Source organism: Erwinia sp. QL-Z3, from assembly GCF_004551645.1.
Lineage (GTDB): Bacteria > Pseudomonadota > Gammaproteobacteria > Enterobacterales > Enterobacteriaceae > Erwinia > Erwinia billingiae.
In genome coordinates this window covers 3,520,467-3,539,971 of the sequence record NZ_CP037950.1, presented here as the reverse complement: position 1 = coordinate 3,539,971, position 19,505 = coordinate 3,520,467, and the positions used below count along the sequence as shown (strand labels likewise).

The following is a 19,505-nucleotide window of genomic DNA, read 5'->3' as shown; positions in this document are numbered from 1 at the left end:
GTTTTTTCTTCGCCAGGCATTTGCCCACAGGATCGATTTGCCGGCGCCAGTGACTAAAAGGACGACTGACAGATGAAGAAGACAAAGATAGCGATTGGCGTAGTAGTCGCACTCGGCGTGATTTGGACCGGAGCCGCGTGGTTTACCGGCAAACAACTGGAATCGCACATGGATGAGCTGGTGCAAAATGCGAATGCCCAGATGAACAACATGGCGCCGGAAAACCGCCTCAAGCTGAGCTATCAGGATTTCCAGCGCGGTGTGTTCACCAGTACCGCCCGCTTTGTCCTGCAGTCTAACTCACAGACTGAAGACAACTCGCTGATCAAGCCAGGCCAGAGCATCGTGTTTAATGAAAAAATCGATCACGGTCCTTTCCCGTTCGCCCAGCTGAAAAAATTCAACCTGATCCCAAGCATGGCGTCGGTGCATACCCAGCTTGAGAACACCGATGCCGTGAAGAAGCTGTTTGAAATGACCAAAGGTCAGTCGATCGTTCAGGCTGATACCCGCGTCGGATACAGCGGCGCAACCGCGTCTGCCATCAACCTGCTGCCGGTGGATTATAACAATGCGCAAACCGGCGAGCGCTTTGCCTCTAACGGCGGTACGGTCAATATCGACGCCGATAACAAAGGCGATAAGGTCAATTTCAGTGGCGATCTGGACAGCCTGGTGCTGACCACCAAAAACCAGCTGGATATGCCGGTGATGTTTACCGCTAACGGCCTGAAACTGGATGCCAGCACCCATCTCAGCCCGGAAGGGATGCGCATTGGCGATCAGAGCATCAACCTGAAGAAACTGACCGCCGTGGTGGACGGCAAAGAAGCCTTTACCGCGGAAGGCCTGAACGGCAAATCGTCGTTTAACTCAGAGAAAAGCCTGATTTCCGGCAACATCGATTACGCACTGGATTCCCTGAAGCTGCAGAACCAGAACTTTGGCCAGGGTAAACTCGCCATCAAGCTGTCCCAGTTTGACGCTAACGGCATGAAAGCCTTCTCTGACAACTACAACAGTCAGGTCCAGGCGCTGATGAACGAACCGGGTATCAGCGATAATCCTGCGCTATACCAGCAGCGGATGAGCCAGATCTTCTCGGCAAACCTGCCGCTGCTGCTGAAAGGCGATCCGATTGTCAACATCGCGCCATTCAGCTGGAAGAACGATAAAGGTGAGAGCAGCTTTAACCTTGCCGTCCACTTCAAAGATCCGGCCGCCAACACCACCCCACCGCAGAACATCGGTCAGGCTGTTGACAGCGTGCTGAAAACCCTGGACGGTAAGCTGTCGATCAATATGCCTATGGCCACCGAAATGATGACCCACGTGGCGATGGCGGAAGGCTATAAGCAAGAAGATGCCGCCAAACTGGCCGATCAGCAGGTTAAAGGCGTGGCGGCAATGGGCCAGATGTTTAAGCTCACCACCCAGCAGGACAATAACATTGTCACCAGCCTGCAGTACGCGACCGGACAGGTCACCATGAACGGCGACAAAATGGCGCTGGATCAGTTCCTGGCTCGCTATATGTTGGGTGGCGGTGCGGCCCCGCAAGGGATGCCGCAGTAACCTGATTAGCAGTAATAAAGGGCGCGATTATCGCGCCCTTTTTTTATGCCGATCCGCGTTCAATCAGCACCGGCGGCAGGATCACGTTCTGCACCGCGCCTTCCGGGTCGGCCATACGCTGTAACAGCCGCTGTGCGGCGCTTCGCCCTATTTCACGTGCTGAACTGGTTATAAAGGTCAGCGGCGGATCGGTCAGCTCGGCCTCCGGCGAATCGCCAAATCCCACTAACGCCATCTGCTGTCCGTAATAGCTGTCCATGCCTCCTTTGCCAATGGTTCGGCCGGTGCGCTGCAGGCCGAAATAGCAGCCCAGCGCCACCGAGGCGTTATGGCAGAGAATGGCGGTGATGGTTGGATGATGATGGATCAAATTCTCGGTCACCTCGGCCACGTCCCGCTGATGGCGACCGCTTTCAATAATCCAGTCGCTGCGAAACGGCAGACCGTATTGCATCAGCGTGGAACAGTAGCCACCGATCCGTTCGGCCCGCGTCAGCGATGAACCGGATCCGCCCAGCCAGGCGATGCAGTGATGCCCGCGCTTGATCAGGTATTCCGTGGCAATTTTTGCCGCATGCATATTGTCGGGGCGGATAGAGTCGGTGTTCTCCAGGCTGCTGGCTCGCGAAGCACAGATAATGGCGATGCCCTGCTCCCGCGCTTTTTCCACCAGATGGGAGGCATTATCTGCGCCGCCACCCAATACGATGCCCTCCACGCCCTGCGCCACCAGCGTGTCGAAGCAGCGATCGAGTTTTTGCCCTTTCGGCCCGCTTTGGGTCAGAAACAGCACCTTGCCGTTTTTCTCCAGCCCTTCGCTCAACCCTGCGGTCATCTCGGCATAAAACGGCTGGCACAGGTCCCGCACGATCAAGCCGATGACGCCGCTGCCTCCGCCTCTGAGCATGGTGGCAGAACGATTGGGAACGAAGCCCAGCGCCTGAATGGCCAGATTAACCCGTTCAGAGGTGGCAGGCGAAATGCGTCCTTTGCCGGAAAGCACTAGCGAGACCGTGGTCACAGAGACGCCCGCTTCGGCGGCAACATCATTAATGGTGATTTTTTTCAGCGACATATTTTGTCCAGTCAGCCCTGGCTGACCTGTTCGTACAACATGATCGAAACAGCAGGGTAAAACGTTACACCTGCAGGCCGATAAATAAAACCTTCTTGGCCGGGAAGAGTGTGACATGTCGCGCATTAATGGGTGGTAAAACGTTTTATCATTTTTTACCTCAGCAGCGGCTGAGCATTTTTATGCCAGGAGAGACCATGTCGGCCACCAAACAAAAAATTACGCTTTGGGAGTTTTTCCAGAGCTTAGGCAAAACCTTTATGCTCCCCGTCGCGCTGCTCTCTTTCTGCGGCATTATGATGGGTATCGGCAGCTCGTTAAGCAGTCATGATGTCATTACCCTGATCCCGTTCCTCGGTAATTCGGTGCTGCAGCTGATCTTTATGTGGATGAGCAAAGTCGGCTCCTTCGCTTTTAGCTATCTGCCGGTGATGTTTGCCATCGCTATTCCGTTGGGAATGGCGCGCGAGAACAAGGGCGTTGCCGCCTTCTCCGGCTTTGTCGGCTTCGCGGTGATGAACCTGGCGGTAAATTTCTGGCTGAACGCTAAAGGCATCCTGCCATCCACCGATGCTGCGGTGCTGAAAGCCAATAACATTCAGAATATTATCGGCATTCAGTCCATCGATACCGGCATCCTCGGCGCGGTGATCGTCGGTATTATCGTGTTTTATCTGCATGAGCGCTTCAACACCATTCGCCTGCCGGATGCGCTGGCGTTCTTCGGCGGTACGCGCTTTGTGCCGATTATCACCACGCTGGTGATGGGCCTGGTCGGTCTGGTGATCCCGCTGATCTGGCCGTGGTTTGCCGCGGCAATTACCGGCCTGGGCTGGGTGATTAACGGTGCTGGCGAGTTCGGTCCGATGATCTTCGGCACCGGCGAGCGTCTGCTGCTGCCTTTCGGCCTGCAGCATATCCTGGTGGCGATTATCCGCTTCACCGATGCCGGTGGCACCATGGATGTCTGTGGTCACAGCGTCAGCGGGGCGTTAACCATCTTCCAGGCCCAGCTCTCCTGCCCAACCTCTGCTGGTTTCTCTGAAAGCGCCACGCGCTTCCTGTCACAGGGCAAAATGCCGGCCTTCCTCGGCGGCTTACCGGGTGCGGCACTGGCGATGTATCACTGTGCCCGTCCGGAAAATCGTCACAAGATTAAGGGCCTGCTGATTTCGGGTGTGGTGGCCTGCGTGGTGGGCGGCACCACCGAACCGATTGAGTTCCTGTTCCTGTTTGTGGCGCCGGTGCTGTACGTGATCCATGCGCTGTTAACCGGCCTGGGCTTCACGGTGATGGCCGTGCTGGGCGTGACCATCGGCAATACTGACGGCAACGTGATCGACTTTGTGGTGTTTGGGATCCTGCACGGTCTGTCGACCAAATGGTATTTCGTGCCGGTGGTTGCCGCCATCTGGTTTGTCGGTTACTACGTGATTTTCCGCTTCGCGATCGCCCGCTTTAATATCAAAACGCCGGGACGCGATCTGGACACCACCACCGTTGAGAAAAATATCTCGGCCACCGTCGGCAAATCGGGTTACAACACGCCAGCGATCCTTGCAGCGCTTGGCGGCATGGACAATATCGCCTCGCTGGATAACTGTCTGACTCGCCTGCGTCTGACCATCAACGATATGAGTCTGGTGGATGATGCGGCGCTGAAAGCTAACCGGGTGATTGGCGTGGTCCACCTTAACGAACACAGTTTGCAGGTGGTGATTGGGCCACAGGTGCAGTCGGTGAAAGATGAGATGGCCAGCATGATGGCGACGGTTCCGGGCTAATCGCACGCTGAACCTGAGCAACGCGGGGCTGAAGCCGATTTCAGCCCCGCTTTATTTTGCCGTCATTAACAGAGTTGAGGCTTTTATGTTTGATTTTGACCGGGTAATCGATCGCCACGGCAGCTGGTGTACCCAGTGGGATTTTGTGGCCGACCGCTTTGGCCGCGATGATTTACTGCCCTTCACCATTTCGGATATGGATTTCGCCACCGCGCCCTGCATTCTGTCGGCGCTGCAGCACCGTGTGGCGCATGGCGTGCTGGGTTACAGCCGCTGGCAGCATGAGGATTTCCTCTCCGCCATCGACCACTGGTATCAGCAGCGGTTTGCGCTGCGCGTCGATCGGCAACAAATTGTCTACGGGCCGTCGGTGATCTATATGGTGGCGCAGCTGATCCGCCACTGGTCCTCCGCGGGCGATGCGGTGCTGATCCACACGCCGGCCTACGATGCCTTTTATAAAGCGATTGAAGGCAACGATCGTCAGGTACTGCCGTTGCCGCTGGTTCGCAACGGTGCAGAGTGGCAGTGCGACATGGCGGCGCTTGAGAGCCTGCTGAGCCGCGACGAGTGCAAAATCATGCTGCTGTGCAGCCCGCATAATCCGACCGGCAAAGTGTGGCGTCGCGATGAGCTTCAGCAAATGGCCGATCTGTGCCAGCGCCATGGCGTGCAGGTGATCAGCGACGAAATCCATATGGATATGGTGATGGGCGATCAGCCGCATGTGCCGTGGATCGCCGTTGCGCGGGGACGCTGGGCGCTGTTCACCTCCGCCTCCAAAAGCTTTAACGTGCCGGCGCTGACCGGTGCCTATGGCTTTATCAGCGACGAGGCCGATCGCGAGGCCTGGTTCCACGCGCTAAAAAGTGCCAATGGCCTCTCTTCCCCGGCGGTGATGGCCGTTGCCGCACACATCGCCGCCTACCGCGAAGGGGCGGAATGGCTGGATGCCTTACGGGACTATCTGCGGGCTAATCTGCAGCAGGTTGCCCGCCGGCTGAATCAGGCGTTTCCACAGCTGAACTGGCAGCCGCCGCAGGCCACCTATCTGGCGTGGATTGACCTTAATCCACTGGGACTGGACGATAAGGCACTGCAAAAGGCGCTGATCGAACAGCAGAAAGTGGCGATCATGCCGGGCTACACCTACGGTCCGCACGGCAACGGTTATCTGCGGCTGAACGTCGGCTGCCCACGCAGCAAACTGGATGACGGCCTCGATCGGCTGATAGCAGCCATTGAGAGCCTGCTTTAGCCTGCCATCCCTGAATCTGCGGCCGACAGGCCAGCCTGAGCACAAATTATCGGCACTTGACGCGTCGTTTGCGCAATTCACTGGCGGTGTTGCGCAAAATGTTTTTATACTGCTATGCACTTATTAAAACTACATGAGTGCGCCGACATGATTGATACCCAGCTTCCCCTCACCGATATTCATCGCCACCTTGACGGCAATATTCGTGCACAAACCATTCTGGATTTAGGCCGCGAGTTTAACCTTACCCTGCCCGCCACTACCCTGGAACTGCTGCGTCCGCACGTTCAGGTCACCCAAACCGAGCCGGATCTGGTCAGCTTTTTAAACAAGCTGGACTGGGGCGTCAAGGTACTGGGTTCACTGGAGGCCTGCCGCCGTATTGCGCAGGAAAACGTGGAAGATGCCGCCCGTGCCGGGATCCATTATGCCGAGCTGCGTTTCTCGCCGGGCTATATGGCAATGACCCACAACCTGCCGGTGGCGGGCGTGGTGGAAGCGGTGATCGACGGCGTGCGCGCCGGTTGTCAGCAGCACAATATTGACGTGCGCCTGATTGGCATAATGAGCCGTACCTTCGGTGAAGAAGCCTGCCTGCGCGAGCTGGAAGGCCTGCTGGCTCACCGTGATGGCATTACCGCGCTGGATCTGGCCGGTGATGAGTTGGGCTTCCCGGGCAGCCAGTTCCTCAGCCACTTTAACCGCGCGCGCGATGCCGGTTTCCGCATCACCGTTCACGCCGGTGAAGCCGCTGGCCCGGAGAGCATCTGGCAGGCCATTCGTGAGCTGGGCGCCGAGCGTATTGGCCACGGCGTGAAGGCCGTTGACGATCCGGCGCTGATGGATTTCCTTGCGGCGCATAAGATTGGCGTGGAATCCTGCCTGACCTCGAATATTCAGACCAGCACCGTGGCTTCGCTGGCACAGCATCCGCTGGCGAAATTCCTCGATCACGGCATTCTGGCGACCATTAACACCGACGATCCGGCGGTTCAGGGCATCGAGTTGCCGTATGAGTATGAAGTCGCGGCGCCACAGGCGGGTCTGAGCCTGGCGCAAATCCGCACGGCGCAGGAAAACGGTCTGAAGATTGCGTTCCTGACCGACGCGGAGAAAGACGCGGTGCGCGCCCGCGTGGCGGCATAGAGACGAAGTAATATCAGGTCGACCTGACGGCGACCGCAACAAAAAGCCCCACGGATATCCCGCGGGGCTTTTTTATGGCCTGGACTATTCAGGCCGTTACTGCAGCGACTTTTTAGCGTAAAGCGTTTACTTCAAAGAGAGGGTCTGACGCTTCTCGGCCGACTGCAGGCCCAGTTCAATCAGTTCCATCACCTGAATCGCTTCTTCAGCGGTTACCGGGTTGCTGCCGTCACCGGTGATTGCATCGCGGATGCCCGCATAGTACGCCGGGTAGTTGCCTGGTATGGTCAGCAGCGTCTCTTCCGCCATCATCTCACCATTCACCAGCGTCAATACCCCATCACGCATATCGTAACCCCAGTCTTCCTGCGGTGGACGTGCGCCCGCTTTCAGACGGTCTTCCTGCGGATCCAGGCCGTATTTCACATAGCTGCCTTTGGTGCCATGAACCTGGTAACGCGGAGATTCCGCCGCCACCAGCATGCTGCCATGCAACACCACACGCCGCTGAGGATAGGTCAGCACGGCGTGGAAATAATCGGTGGTTTGCGCGCCCGGACGCAGCTCGGCGGTATCGACATTGATGGCGACCGGAGAGCCGAACAGCTGCAACGCCTGGTCCAGCAGATGCGGCCCCAGATCGTACCAGATGCCGCTGCCTGCGCCCTTCTGCTCGCGCCAGCGGTTACGCACTTCCAGACGGAAGCGGTCGAAATGCGATTCAAAGTAACGCACTTCACCCAGCGTGCCTTCGGCCAGCAGCGTTTTCAGCGTCAGGAAATCACTGTCCCAGCGGCGGTTGTGGAACACCGACAGCATCAGCCCTTTGGCTTTCGCCAGCGCGTCCAGCTCACGGGCCTGCGACAGCGTCACGGTGAAAGGTTTGTCCACCACCACATGTTTACCGGCGTTCAGCGCGGCTTTGGCCAGCGGGAAGTGGGTATCATTGGGGGTTGGGATGACGATCAGTTGCAGCCCAGGATCGTCAAATAACGTTTGTGGATCGGAGACTACCTGAGTGGATGGCCAGTCAGCGTGCACTTTGCTGGCATCACTGCTGGAGACGGCGGACAGTTCCATGCCCGACGTACCGGCGATCAGTGGCGCATGGAAGGTCTTGCTGGCAAAGCCGTAACCGACCAGCCCTACACGAATTTTGTCGCTCATTTGCATTCCTCTTGTCACTTACCCTGATGATTTAAGACTATCAGCAGGGTAAGGACAAGCGGGAATTACCTGAATTATCCGTTTCGCTTAACTATTGGCACTTCTGGGCAAATCCCAGCTTTCCTGCGCCACCAGCGCATCGTGTGCGTCCAGCGAACGGCGGCGGAAATCGCTCGGACTGACGCCAACGCGTTTGCGGAACACGCGTGAGAAATAGAGCTGATCGTCGTAGCCGACAATCCTGCCGATGGTAGCGATCGGCTCCTGGGTGGTTTGCAGCAGCAGCTTGGCGCGGATCACCCGCTGATCCTCGCGCCAGCGCAGCAGGTTGACCCCCATTTGCTCGCGGAACAGGTGCGCCAGCCGCGAGGGCGACAGGCAGACGTGGTTGGCCACTTCGTCAATTTTCAGCTCGCCGGCCAGGTTGCTGGTGACGAACTGGCAGGCCTCAATCACCCGCGGATCGCGAATTTGCTGATGGCTACGCGGATCCTCTTCCACCGCCCGCAGCAGCAGCCGCTCCAGCAGGTTCATCGCCAGCTCTTCGGCAAAGCGTCGCCCGGAGGTGTGCGTTTGTTCGATGTTGGCAAACAGGCGTTCAAACTCGCCGCGCAGACGTTCCGGCAGCCGCAGCCGGCCAACGCCCTTCTTCTCATCCTGCCACACCAGCCAGTCGCTCCAGTAGGCGCGTGGACGGAAGTAAATCCAGCGGTGGTGCCAGCAGTCGCTTTCTGGCGATCGGCCATAGTAATGCTGGGTTTTTGGCTGGAACAGCAGCAGATCGCCAGGTTCACAGTCAAAGGCATCCTCACCGTTAAACACCTGGCCCCGCCCTTTGGTGGTCAGGTTAATGATAAAGCCTTTCATGCCCAGCGGACGGTCGATAAAGAAGTCCAGACCATCCCCGGCGTTAATCGGCGTCAGTCCCGCCACCAGCCAGGCATTGAATTGATAGCCAGGTAACAGCGGGTTAGATTGCGCCACGGGCGCTAAGCGATGGTACATAACGCCTCCTGATCAGGCTGCTTTAGCTTTCTGTTTGTAACGGTCGAAAATCACCGCCGCTAACAGTATCAAACCGCGCACCACATACTGTGAGAAAGGCGAGATATTCAATAAATTCATCGCATTCTCCACCGTTCCGAGGATCAATACCCCGGCAACCACATAGGAAATTTTGCCAATTCCGCCTTTCAACGACACGCCACCCAACACGCAGGCGGAGATCACAATCAGCTCATAGCCCAGTGAGGTCATCGGCTGGCCGCTGGTCATACGCGAGGCCAGAATAATGCCCGCCGCAGCGGAGACCAAGCCGGACAGAATAAAGATGATAATGCGGGTGCGTACCACCGGAACCCCGGCCAGACGCGCCGCTTCTTCATTACCGCCAATCGCCAGCGTGTTGCGGCCAAAGGTGGTTTTATTCAGCAGGAAACCAAAGATAATCATGGTGCCGATGGTCAGCCAGACCGGTGCAGGCACGCCGAACCAGTTGGTGTAACCCAGCGCAAAGAAGCGCTCGTCTTCGATACCTACCGCCTGACCATTTGAGAAGATATAGGCCAGCCCGCGCACAATCTGCATCGTCGCCAGGGTGGTGATCAGCGCATTGATTTTCAGCTTAGCGATAACGAAACCGTTCACAAAGCCGCAAACCACGCCCAACAGCAGACCGGCGAAGATGCCAATCCACAGGCTTTCGGTCATATTGATCACCACCGCGGTGGTGACGCCGGCACAGGCGATAACCGACGCCACCGACAGGTCAAAATCGCCGGAGGCGAGGCAGAACAACATGCCGCAGGCCACCATGCCGGACATCGACATCGCCAGCCCCAGGCCTTTCATATTGATCAGTGATCCGAAGTTCGGCACGAAAATAGTGCAGCCGATAAACAGCACGGCAAACACCACCAGCATACCGAAGTGATCCCAGATGCGGCCCAGATTAATACGCTGGGTTTGTTTCGGTGGCGTCGCGGGTGACGTGGTGTGAGATGACATTTAAATACTCCTTCTTATCAGGCCACAGCTGCGGCGCGTTGAGTCGTTTTCGGCATGGCAAGACCAAGGGTCAGCGCTTCGGTGGCCTCGGTATGGCTCAGTTCACCGGCGATTTGACCCTCTCTCATCACCAGGATGCGATCGGCCAGCCCCATCACTTCAGGCAGGTCGCTGGAGGCAAACAGCACCGCAATGCCCTTTTCTGCCAGCGCATAGATCAGGTTATAAATTTCATTTTTCGCCCCAACGTCGATGCCGCGCGTCGGCTCATCCAGCAGGATCACTTTCATCTCTTCAGAGAGCCAGCGGCCAAGAATGGCTTTCTGCTGGTTACCGCCGGAGAGGTTCATGATCAGCTGGTCGGCTGACGGCGTTTTGATGTTGAGCGATTTAATGTGCGAGGCGGCATTTTTGCTTTCCCACTGGTTGTCGATCAGACAGCCGGCGGTCAGGTTGTTGCGCCTTGCGCTGATATTGATGTTGTCGCGCACCGAGTGAACCGGAATGATGCCGTCCGCCTTACGATCTTCCGGACAAAGCAGGATCCCGGCACGAATGGCGTGGGCCGGCTCCTTGATCACAATCACTTCGCCATCCAGACGCAGTTCGCCGCCGGTCAGTTTGGTGGCTCCAAACAGCCCTTTCATCAGCTCACTGCGACCGGCACCGACCAGGCCGAACAGACCGACGATTTCACCGGCATGCACTTTTAATGAGATCGGCTGACGTACGCCTTTGGCCTGCACGTTATCCAGCTGCAAGCGCACCGCGCCGGTTTCGCGGGGCGAATAGCCATAAATGTCGCCGATTTCGCGGCCGACCATCGCCTGCACCAGCTCGTCATGAGAGGTGTTGGGCACGTCGTCAAAGGTGCGCACATAGCGCCCGTCTTTAAACACGGTGATGGCATCGCTGAGGGCAAAGATCTCTTCCATACGGTGCGAGACGTAAAGCACTACGCGGCCCTGCTGGCGCAGCTGGCGGATTACCCGGAACAGGTGTTCAATTTCGCGGGCGGAAAGCGAGCTGGTTGGCTCATCAAAGGCGATCACCTTGGCGTTACGCGCCAGCGCCTTGGCGATTTCCACCATCTGCCACTGGCCGAGCGACAGAGATTTCAACGGGGTATCCGGGTCGATATCCATCCCCAGGTTTTTCAGCTGCTCTCCGGCCTCATAGCGCAGCAGTTTGCGGTTAACAAAGCCCGCCCGCTGCGGCAACTGACCAAGGTAGATGTTCTCTGCTACCGACATTTCCGGCACCAGATGCAGCTCCTGATAAATAATGGCTACCCCCGCATCCAGCGCGTCGGTGGTGTGGGTAAAGTTGACGGGCTGCCCCTTCAGACGGATTTCGCCGCTGGTTGGCTGGTAGCTGCCGCTAAGAATTTTCAACAGCGTGGACTTGCCCGCGCCGTTTTCGCCCATCAGGGCGTGGATCTGGCCCGCGCCACATTCAAAACTGATGTCCTGCAACGCCTTCACGCCTGGAAAGGTTTTTCCAATGCCGTGAAAGCTCAGATATGCGGGTTGCGTACTCATGTTATCTCCTGACCGGTTACCGACCTTCGCAGGGCAACGGCGCCATCCGCGCCGTTGCCTACGGTGTTGTTACATCAGGCCTTTTTTCGCCAGTTCTGTTTTGAAGTTGTCACGGGTGATCAGCACCACGTCGGTCACTTCCGTGAACTTCGGTGGTTCAGCGCCTTTGTTCACCCAGTTGTACAGCATCTCGATGCTCTTATAGCCATGCACGTCCGGGCTTGGCAGCAGCGAGCCGTAGAAGCCGGTCGCCTGGCCTTTTGACAGTTCGTTCACCGCATCGACACCGTTGATGCCGATACCAATCACGTCCGGTGCCTTGAAGCCCTGACCTTCCGTCGCACGCACGCCACCCAATACGGTGTTGTCGTTCATGCCCAGCACCAGCCAGTGTTTCACGCCGGGATGCTGTACCAGCAGGGAGTTACCGGCATCGAACGCGCCAGGGATATCGTTAGATTTGGTCGGTACTTTGTAGATCTGGTTAGCCGGGAAGCCTGCGGCCTTCAGGGCATCCATCGAGCCGCCGGTACGACGACGCGCGGTATCCAGCTCATCCGCGGTGATCGCCATCACGCCGGTATCCTTCGCATCCCAGCCGCGTTTTTTCATCTCTTTATACAGTTCCTGCCCCTGACGCTCGCCAATTTTGGTGGCGGCCATCATCACCAGCGGCACGGTGTCCATCGGTTTGCCTTTGGCGGTCACAAACTGGTCATCCACGGCAATGACTTTCAGATCGTAACTGCGGGCCTTGGCAACAATGGCAGAACCGAGTTTCGGATCGGGCGTGCAGATAACGAAGCCTTTGGCGCCGCTCGCCGCCAGGCTGTCGATGGCATTCAGGGTTTTTTCACCATCTGGCACGGCAATTTTAATCACTTCAAAGCCCATCTCTTTCCCGGCTTTGTCAGCAAATTTCCACTCGGTCTGGAACCAGGGTTCTTCAGGCTGTTTGACCAGGAAACCGAGTTTCATGGTCTCAGCCATAGCTGATTGTGACATAACGGCTGCAAGGCCAATGGCAGCAAGCGCGTAGGGTATTTTGTGCATGAGGCTCTCCGGCTCAGTTCCCGCTTTTCGGCGGTGTGATGTAAACGGTATCATTCGGAATGCTGCCCACTTAAGGGCTTAAAACAGCAAGTTTTTCGGTCAGGACAGCAGGACCTGTGCCGATGAGCGCTAGTTTTAACGGGAACTTACGTGATAAAGGGAGAGCGGTATCACACCTTGAGATTACAGTTATTCTGTCCATACATTTAGCTAAATTAACCTTCATGTAACCTTTGAGCTACATCACAGAATCCCGCACCATGACAGAAAAGTGCATATTTGCAGCGTCCTTAACCTAACGGCAAAGCGCGCCACTTCTTAGGGTAGTCAGACAGGTTTATACATACCGTCTGGAGAGAAGAACATGCAGTTGGGAGCCATAACAATAGGTCTGGATTTTGGCAGTGATTCGGTTCGTGCTCTGGCGGTGGATTGTGCCAGCGGACAGGAATTGCATTCACAGGTAGTGGCTTACTCTCGCTGGCAAGCCGGGCTTTATTGTCAAAGCCGCATCAACCAGTTCCGCCATCATCCTCAGGACTATATCGACGCCTTTGAACAGGCCATTCGTGACGTTGTCACTAAACTAACCCCCGGGCAGCGACAGACTGTGGTGGCCATCGGCGTGGATTCCACCGGTTCAACCCCTGCCCCCATCGATCGCCACGGTAACGTGCTGGCATTGCTGCCTGAGTTTGCCGAGAACCCCAACGCGATGTTCGTGTTGTGGAAAGATCACACCGCGATAAAAGAAGCCGAAGAGATTAATGCCCTGTGTCATGGCGGAAAGTTCGAGGACTATTCGCGCTTTATCGGCGGTATTTACTCTTCCGAATGGTTCTGGGCGAAGATCCTGCACGTCAGCCGTGAAGATCGCGCGGTGCGCGAAGCGGCGGTCTCCTGGATTGAACTGTGTGACTGGGTGCCGGCCTTACTGAGCGGCACCACGGCACCGCAGGATATCCGTCGCGGGCGCTGTGCGGCGGGACATAAATCCTTATGGCACCCGGAATGGCAGGGCCTGCCGACCCGCGAGTTCCTTGACGCGTTGGACCCGATGCTCACTGAACAGCTGGATACCCCGCTGTTTAACGAAACCTGGACCGCCGATCTGCCGGTTGGCCAGATCACCGCTGAATGGGCGGAACGCCTGGGCCTGCCCGACACCGTGACCCTGTCTGGCGGCGCTTTTGACTGCCATATGGGCGCCGTCGGCGCGGGCGCACGTCCCTATACGCTGGTGAAAGTGATTGGCACCTCTACCTGCGACATTCTGATTGCCGACCCGCAGCGCGTGGGCGATCGCGCCATTAAAGGTATTTGTGGTCAGGTGGACGGCAGCGTGGTGCCGGAGATGATCGGTCTGGAAGCCGGCCAGTCTGCCTTTGGCGATATGTATGCCTGGTTCAGCCGTCTGCTGAGCTGGCCGCTGGATCAGGCGGCACAAAACAGCCCTGAGCTGGCTCCCAGCCTGGCCGCCATCCGTAAGAACCTGCTCAACGATTTGACCAAAGCCTGGGCTGACGATCCGCAGCTGGAGCATCTGCCGGTGGTGCTGGACTGGTTTAACGGTCGCCGTACGCCGTTTGCGAATCAGCGTCTGCAGGGGGTGATCACCGACCTGAATCTGGGCACCGACGCCCCTGCGCTGTTTGGTGGATTTATTGCCGCCACCGCTTTTGGCGCGCGCGCCATTATGGAGTGTTTCGAGCAGCAGGATATCCCGGTCGAAAGCATTCTGACCCTCGGCGGCATTGCCCGTAAATCGCCGGCAATTATGCAGGTGTGTTGCGATGTGATGAACCGCCCGCTGGATATCGTCGCCTCTGACGAGTGCTGCGCGCTGGGCGCGGCGATTTTTGCCGCCGTCGCCGCCGGTGTCTACCCGGACGTCCCGTCCGCGCAACAAAAAATGGCCAGTCCGATTGCCACCACCTTGCAGCCCGACGCCAGCCGCGTCGATCGCTATCAACAGCTTTATCAACGTTACCTTCAGTGGTGTGAAGTGGCCGAACCGCAGTTTGCCGCTCAACCGTCCAAAATTTAAGGAGAATGAAAAATGACTCAGCCTAATGCGCTTAACGTCTGGTTTGTGATTGGTACTCAGCATCTTTACGGCGCGGAAACCTTGCGTCAGGTGGAACAGCATGGTCAGCAGGTCGTGGACGGGCTTAATCGTGACGGTCGTCTGCCGTTTAACCTGGTACTGAAGCCGCTGGTAAAAAGCCCGGACGAAGCGCTGGCGCTGTGCCGTCAGGCCAATCATGCGGAAGACTGTCTGGGCATCGTGACCTGGCTGCATACCTTCTCGCCGGCCAAAATGTGGATTGGCGGCTTGAGCATTCTCAACAAGCCGCTGCTGCAATTCCATACCCAGTTCAATGCCGAGATCCCGTGGGACAGCATGGATATGGACTTTATGAACCTGAACCAGACCGCGCACGGCGGCCGAGAGTTCGGCTTTATCGGCGCACGTATGCGTCTGCAGCACAGCGTGATCACCGGCCACTGGCAGGATAGGGTCGCGCAGGAGCGCCTGGGCCAGTGGATGCGTGCGGCGGCGGCGAAGCAGGCCAGCCAGAATCTGAAAGTGGCGCGTTTCGGCGACAACATGCGTGAAGTGGCGGTAACCGAAGGCGACAAAGTGGCGGCGCAGATCCAGTTCGGCTATTCGGTCAACGGCTGGGGCGTCGGCGATCTGGTTGAAGTGATTAACGGCGTCAGCGACGGCGACGTCAACGCGCTGGTTGATGAGTACGAAAGCCTGTACGACTTCACCGCTGCGGCCGCCATCAACGGTGAGAAGCGCCAGAACGTGCTGGACGCGGCGAAAATCGAGCTGGGCATTAAGGGCTTCCTGCAACATGAAGGCTGCATGGCGTTCACCACCAACTTCCAGACGCTGCATGGCATGACCCAGTTGCCGGGCCTGGCGGTGCAACGTCTGATGCAGCAAGGCTATGGTTTCGCTGGTGAAGGCGACTGGAAAACCGCCGCGCTGCTGCACGTGTTTAAGGTGATGGCCACCGGCTTGCCGGGCGGCACCTCGTTTATGGAGGATTACACCTATCACTTCTCACCCGGCAATGAGCTGGTGTTGGGTTCCCATATGCTGGAAGTCTGTCCGTCGATCGCCAAAGAGAGCCGCCCGTTAATTGACGTGCAGTATCTGGGCATCGGCGGTAAGGCCGATCCGGCGCGGATGATCTTCTCCACCCCTGCGGGCCGCGCGGTGAACGCCAGCGTGATCGATATGGGCGATCGTTTCCGCCTGCTGGTCAACGTGGTGGATGCCATTGAACAGCCTAAACCGCTGCCTAAGCTGCCGGTCGCGCGGGCGTTGTGGCATGCACAGCCGTCACTGGCCACCGCGTCCGAAGCCTGGATCCTTGGCGGCGGCGCGCACCATACGGTGTTCAGCCAGGCGCTGACGGTTGACGATATGCGACAGTATGGCGAGATGCATGGCATTGAAGTGCTGGTGATTGACGATGAAACCACCCTGCACGGCTTTAAGGATGCGCTGCGCTGGAACGAGGCCTATTACCGCCTGAATCAGCGCTACTAAGTCAGTAACGGCCTGAATTCCTAAGGCCTTAAACGAAAAGCCCTTCTGGTTGCAGAAGGGCTTTTTTTATTAATGGTGAACCAGGGTGGTGAAGTAATAAACCAGCGGGATGGCGAGGATCACCAGCCCCAGCGGCACCTCGCGGATCTTACCGGCCACCAGTTTAATCAGGATATAAAACAGCAGCCCACCGGCGATGCCGGTACCGAAACTGTTGGAAATCAGCGTAATCATCACCATCATCAACACCGGCAAGGCTTCGGTGAAATCCGCTAAATCCACCTTGCGCAGGTTGCTGAACATGTTCAGGCCAATCAGCATCAGTGCAGGCGCGGTCGCCTCTTTCGGGATCATCAGCGCCACGGGCGTAAAGAACAGCATCAGCAAAAACATCACCGCGGCAGCCAGCGCGGTCAGCCCGGTTTTGCCGCCCGCGTCAGCCGCGGCCGAGGACTCAATCAGCGCGGTGGCCGCAGGAATGCCCACAATCGGCCCCAGTGCCGCCGCAATCGAGTCGACGATAAACGGCCGGTTGATCTGCGGCATATTGCCGTGCTCATCCAGCAGCCCCGCTTCGCCGCCGACCGCCAGCGTGGTGCCCATGGTGGAGAAGAACTCCGAGGCGAAAAAGATAAACAGGAAAGGCAGGAAGGCGATATTCAGCGCGCCCCACAGATCGACCTGGCCAAACAGCGGCGCAAGCGAATGCGGCAGCGACATGCCGTGTTCCGGCAGATGGGTAACGCCCAGCGGGATACCGGCGGCAGTGGCCAGCAAAATCGCCCACAGTATCGCGCCCGGCACTTTGCGTGCCTGCAATCCCACCGCCACCAGCAGGCCCAGCAGCGCAATTAACGCGCCGGGCGCGGTAAAATCGCCCAGCGCCAGCGCATGCGTCTTAGAATTGGCCAGCACCAGTCCGGCGTTACGAAAGCCCAGCAGCGCCACAAAAATCCCGATTGAGGCGGTCAGCCCCAGCTTGATCGACTGCGGCACCGAGCGGGTCACCACCTCACGCAGCCCGAACACCGTCATCACAAAAAACACAATCCCTGACCAGCAGGCAATCCCCAGCGCGATGGGCCAGCTGATGCCATCGCCTGCCAGGGTAATGCCAACCAGCACCGATCCGCCGATGCCCGGCCCGACCATAAACGGCAGATTGGCGTAAAACGCCATCAGCAGCGAGCCCAGCACAAACACCAGGATCACCCCGGTGGTGGCCGCGCCCTTATCCATGCCGCCCGCCGCCAGCAGGCTGGGGATCACCACCAGCAGATAGGCTGCGGCAAGAAAACCGGTGATACCCGCCAGGCACTCGGTTTTGCTTTTGGTCTGGCGCTGACGCAGCTGGAAACGGCGCTGTAGCCAGTTGTCTCCGGCGACGGCGACGCTATTTTTTACCTCACTTTCGGCCATGCTTCACTTCCCCTGAATGTTGTTATTGTTGTGTTAAAGCGCGTCCGGCCAGATGGCCAGCACCGGATCGACAATTTCGCGCGTTGCGCCGTCGGTCAGGCCGAGATCCGTTAAGTGCGGCCCGGCGTTACAGGCCAGACAGGTGCCTTCTATCGCCTTAAACACGCGATACGGCGGCTCCCAGTCGGCAACCTGTCCGCTCAGCTCGCGCAGATTTTTAAACTGCTCCGCCAGCGTTTCTGCCGGCAGCTCAGACAGCATGCCGGCAATCGGCATCGCCACCTTTGCCAGCAGCTTGCCGTGCTGGCTGAGCGCCATCCCGCCACCGCAGGCGATCAGCTGATTGGCGGCCAGCGCCATATCCCGCGGATCCCGGCCTATCACCACCAGATTGTGCGAGTCATGTGAATACGAGGTGGCAATCGCCCCGCGCAATTCGCCCCAACCTTCCAGCAGGGCCATCTGTGGCGTGGCCGCATGGCGTCCGTGACGGTGCTTGACCCAAATCAGGCTGAAGCCGTCCGGCAGTTTCACCGCGCCATCACGCACCGCCACCGTCACTTCACTCCACTGGGTGAACCGCGCGCCCTTGATGTTCCGCAGGCGGGCCGTGCCCTGTTGCAGACCTGGCACCCGCAACTGGAAGTCCGCTTCTGTCAGCGCATCGATGCGCAGCGTATCGCGCGGCGGGCTGACATCGCTTGCCGCAGCCGGCGTAAACAGCAGTTTTCCCTCGCGGGCAACGCAGTCACCACCGACGTAGACGCAGGCCGGATTAAGGTTTTCCAGTGAATCAAAGGCAATAATATCGGCGGTGCGACCGGCAGCGATCAGCCCCAAATCCGCCCGTTGCAGCCGGTTTGCCGCGTTCAGCGTCGCCATTCTCAGCACGTCTTCCGTACGCATGCCCGCGGCCACCAGCAGTTTCACCAGTGCTATCATCCCGCCTTTCTCCAGCAGATGGTCCGGCGGCACGTCGTCGGTGCAAAGGGTAATTTGTGAAGAGAGATGCGGTAAGGCCAGCAGCGCCTGGGCAATGTCGGGCAGCAGATAAGGATGGGAGCCGCGAATTTGCAGGGTTAATCCGGCGCGCAGCTTTTCCAGCGCGTCTTCTGCCGAGGTCAGTTCATGGTCGGAGGTGACGCCCGCGGCAAGGTAGGCCTGCAACTGCTCATCCTTCAGACCGCGCGCATGGCCCTCGATCAGCTTGCCGCTTTTCAGGCCCGCATCAAGGATCGCCATCATCTTTTCGCTGCCGTTCAGCACGCCAGCCATATCCATCACTTCCGCCACGCCCGCCACTTCGGGCCAGCTGAGCATGGTTTGCATCTCCTCACCGCCAACGTCTGCGGCGGACATTTCCAGTCCCGGCGTCGACGGCACGCTGGACGGCGCGGCGCAAATCACCCGCAGCGGCAGATTGCGGCTGGACCGCACGGCATACTGCACGCCGGCCACGCCCAGCACGTTTGCCAGCTCATGCGGATCCCAGAACACCGTGGTGGTGCCCTGCGCTACCACGATCTCCGCGTATTTTTCCGCAGGAAGATGCGAGCTTTCGATATGCACATGGGTGTCAATCAGGCCGGGAGAGAGAAAATGGCCGGACAGGTCATCGGTGTGGGTAGCCTGGGTAAATTTGCCGCGAGGATGCACGCTGGCAATCATGCCGCCGATCAGGCCGACATCGGCGTCACGGATCTCGCCGGTGACCATATCGACGATCGCCGCGTTAATCAGCAGGCGGTCGAAGGGCATTTTTCCCAAAGCGGCCTGGATGGCCCGCTGACGCAGGGGCATGGGCGCGGTTGTCTCGTTCAAGTCGGTGTCCACAGTGGCGGAAGGTTGAGGCTAATGTAGGCAGCGGACGAGGCTTTGCCCAGATGAATTATTTTATCCGTTTATAAGATGC

Annotated in this window: 14 protein-coding genes; 6 read left to right on the top strand and 8 right to left on the bottom strand. The window is 58.1% G+C overall.

The window, feature by feature from the left end; genetic code table 11:
- The first annotated feature begins 72 nt into the window (after positions 1-72).
- Complete coding sequence (locus E2F51_RS17120; protein WP_134824034.1) at positions 73-1,575, top strand: YdgA family protein; 1,503 nt, start codon at positions 73-75, stop codon at positions 1,573-1,575.
- Positions 1,576-1,618: 43 nt separating this feature from the next.
- Here the strand turns inward: E2F51_RS17120 and E2F51_RS17115 are convergent, their stop codons facing one another.
- Complete coding sequence (locus tag E2F51_RS17115; RefSeq protein ID WP_134824033.1) at positions 1,619-2,650, bottom strand: Mal regulon transcriptional regulator MalI; 1,032 nt, start codon at positions 2,648-2,650, stop codon at positions 1,619-1,621.
- A gap of 197 nt (positions 2,651-2,847) precedes the next feature.
- Here E2F51_RS17115 and malX point away from each other — a divergent pair, with 197 nt between their 5' ends.
- From malX to add, 3 genes are all read left to right on the top strand, one after another.
- Positions 2,848-4,434 carry a maltose/glucose-specific PTS transporter subunit IIBC gene (gene malX, locus E2F51_RS17110; RefSeq protein WP_053143444.1) on the top strand — a complete coding sequence of 529 codons (1,587 nt, stop codon included), beginning with the start codon at positions 2,848-2,850 and terminating at the stop codon, positions 4,432-4,434.
- A gap of 85 nt (positions 4,435-4,519) precedes the next feature.
- A complete protein-coding gene (locus tag E2F51_RS17105; RefSeq protein ID WP_134824032.1) occupies positions 4,520-5,692 on the top strand; it encodes a MalY/PatB family protein in 1,173 nt (390 codons plus the stop codon).
- Positions 5,693-5,839: 147 nt separating this feature from the next.
- Positions 5,840-6,838: an adenosine deaminase gene (gene add, locus E2F51_RS17100; RefSeq protein ID WP_013201989.1), complete on the top strand. Its 999-nt coding sequence runs from the start codon at positions 5,840-5,842 to the stop codon at positions 6,836-6,838.
- Positions 6,839-6,964: 126 nt separating this feature from the next.
- On the opposite strand, the gene E2F51_RS17095 is transcribed toward add, so the two are convergent.
- The 5 genes from E2F51_RS17095 to E2F51_RS17075 all read right to left on the bottom strand — a co-directional run bounded on the left by E2F51_RS17095 (position 6,965) and on the right by E2F51_RS17075 (position 12,606).
- Positions 6,965-8,005: an oxidoreductase gene (locus tag E2F51_RS17095; RefSeq protein WP_134824031.1), complete on the bottom strand. Its 1,041-nt coding sequence runs from the start codon at positions 8,003-8,005 to the stop codon at positions 6,965-6,967.
- A gap of 87 nt (positions 8,006-8,092) precedes the next feature.
- Complete coding sequence (araC, locus tag E2F51_RS17090) at positions 8,093-9,010, bottom strand: arabinose operon transcriptional regulator AraC (protein ID WP_013201987.1); 918 nt, start codon at positions 9,008-9,010, stop codon at positions 8,093-8,095.
- 12 nt (positions 9,011-9,022) lie between these two features.
- The gene (gene araH, locus E2F51_RS17085) at positions 9,023-10,012 is read right to left on the bottom strand and encodes an L-arabinose ABC transporter permease AraH (RefSeq protein WP_013201986.1); all 990 of its coding nucleotides are present in this window, start codon (positions 10,010-10,012) and stop codon (positions 9,023-9,025) included.
- A gap of 17 nt (positions 10,013-10,029) precedes the next feature.
- Positions 10,030-11,553 carry an L-arabinose ABC transporter ATP-binding protein AraG gene (gene araG / locus E2F51_RS17080; protein ID WP_134824030.1) on the bottom strand — a complete coding sequence of 508 codons (1,524 nt, stop codon included), beginning with the start codon at positions 11,551-11,553 and terminating at the stop codon, positions 10,030-10,032.
- A 69-nt stretch (positions 11,554-11,622) separates the two neighbouring features.
- Positions 11,623-12,606, bottom strand: coding sequence for an arabinose ABC transporter substrate-binding protein (locus E2F51_RS17075; RefSeq protein ID WP_134824029.1), 984 nt, complete (start codon positions 12,604-12,606; stop codon positions 11,623-11,625).
- Positions 12,607-12,970: 364 nt separating this feature from the next.
- Between E2F51_RS17075 and E2F51_RS17070 the strand changes: the two genes are divergently transcribed.
- Positions 12,971-14,653 (top strand): ribulokinase, encoded by a 1,683-nt coding sequence (locus tag E2F51_RS17070; protein WP_134824028.1) that lies wholly within the window; start codon positions 12,971-12,973, stop codon positions 14,651-14,653.
- Between the two features lie 12 nt (positions 14,654-14,665).
- Positions 14,666-16,174 carry an L-arabinose isomerase gene (gene araA, locus E2F51_RS17065; protein ID WP_134824027.1) on the top strand — a complete coding sequence of 503 codons (1,509 nt, stop codon included), beginning with the start codon at positions 14,666-14,668 and terminating at the stop codon, positions 16,172-16,174.
- 69 nt (positions 16,175-16,243) lie between these two features.
- Here the strand turns inward: araA and E2F51_RS17060 are convergent, their stop codons facing one another.
- Together E2F51_RS17060 and E2F51_RS17055 are read right to left on the bottom strand one after the other, a co-directional pair.
- Positions 16,244-17,593 (bottom strand): NCS2 family permease, encoded by a 1,350-nt coding sequence (locus E2F51_RS17060; protein WP_134824026.1) that lies wholly within the window; start codon positions 17,591-17,593, stop codon positions 16,244-16,246.
- Between the two features lie 33 nt (positions 17,594-17,626).
- Entirely contained in the window at positions 17,627-19,393 is a 1,767-nt protein-coding gene (locus E2F51_RS17055; RefSeq protein ID WP_134824899.1) for an adenine deaminase, read from the bottom strand.
- Positions 19,394-19,505 lie beyond the last annotated feature (112 nt).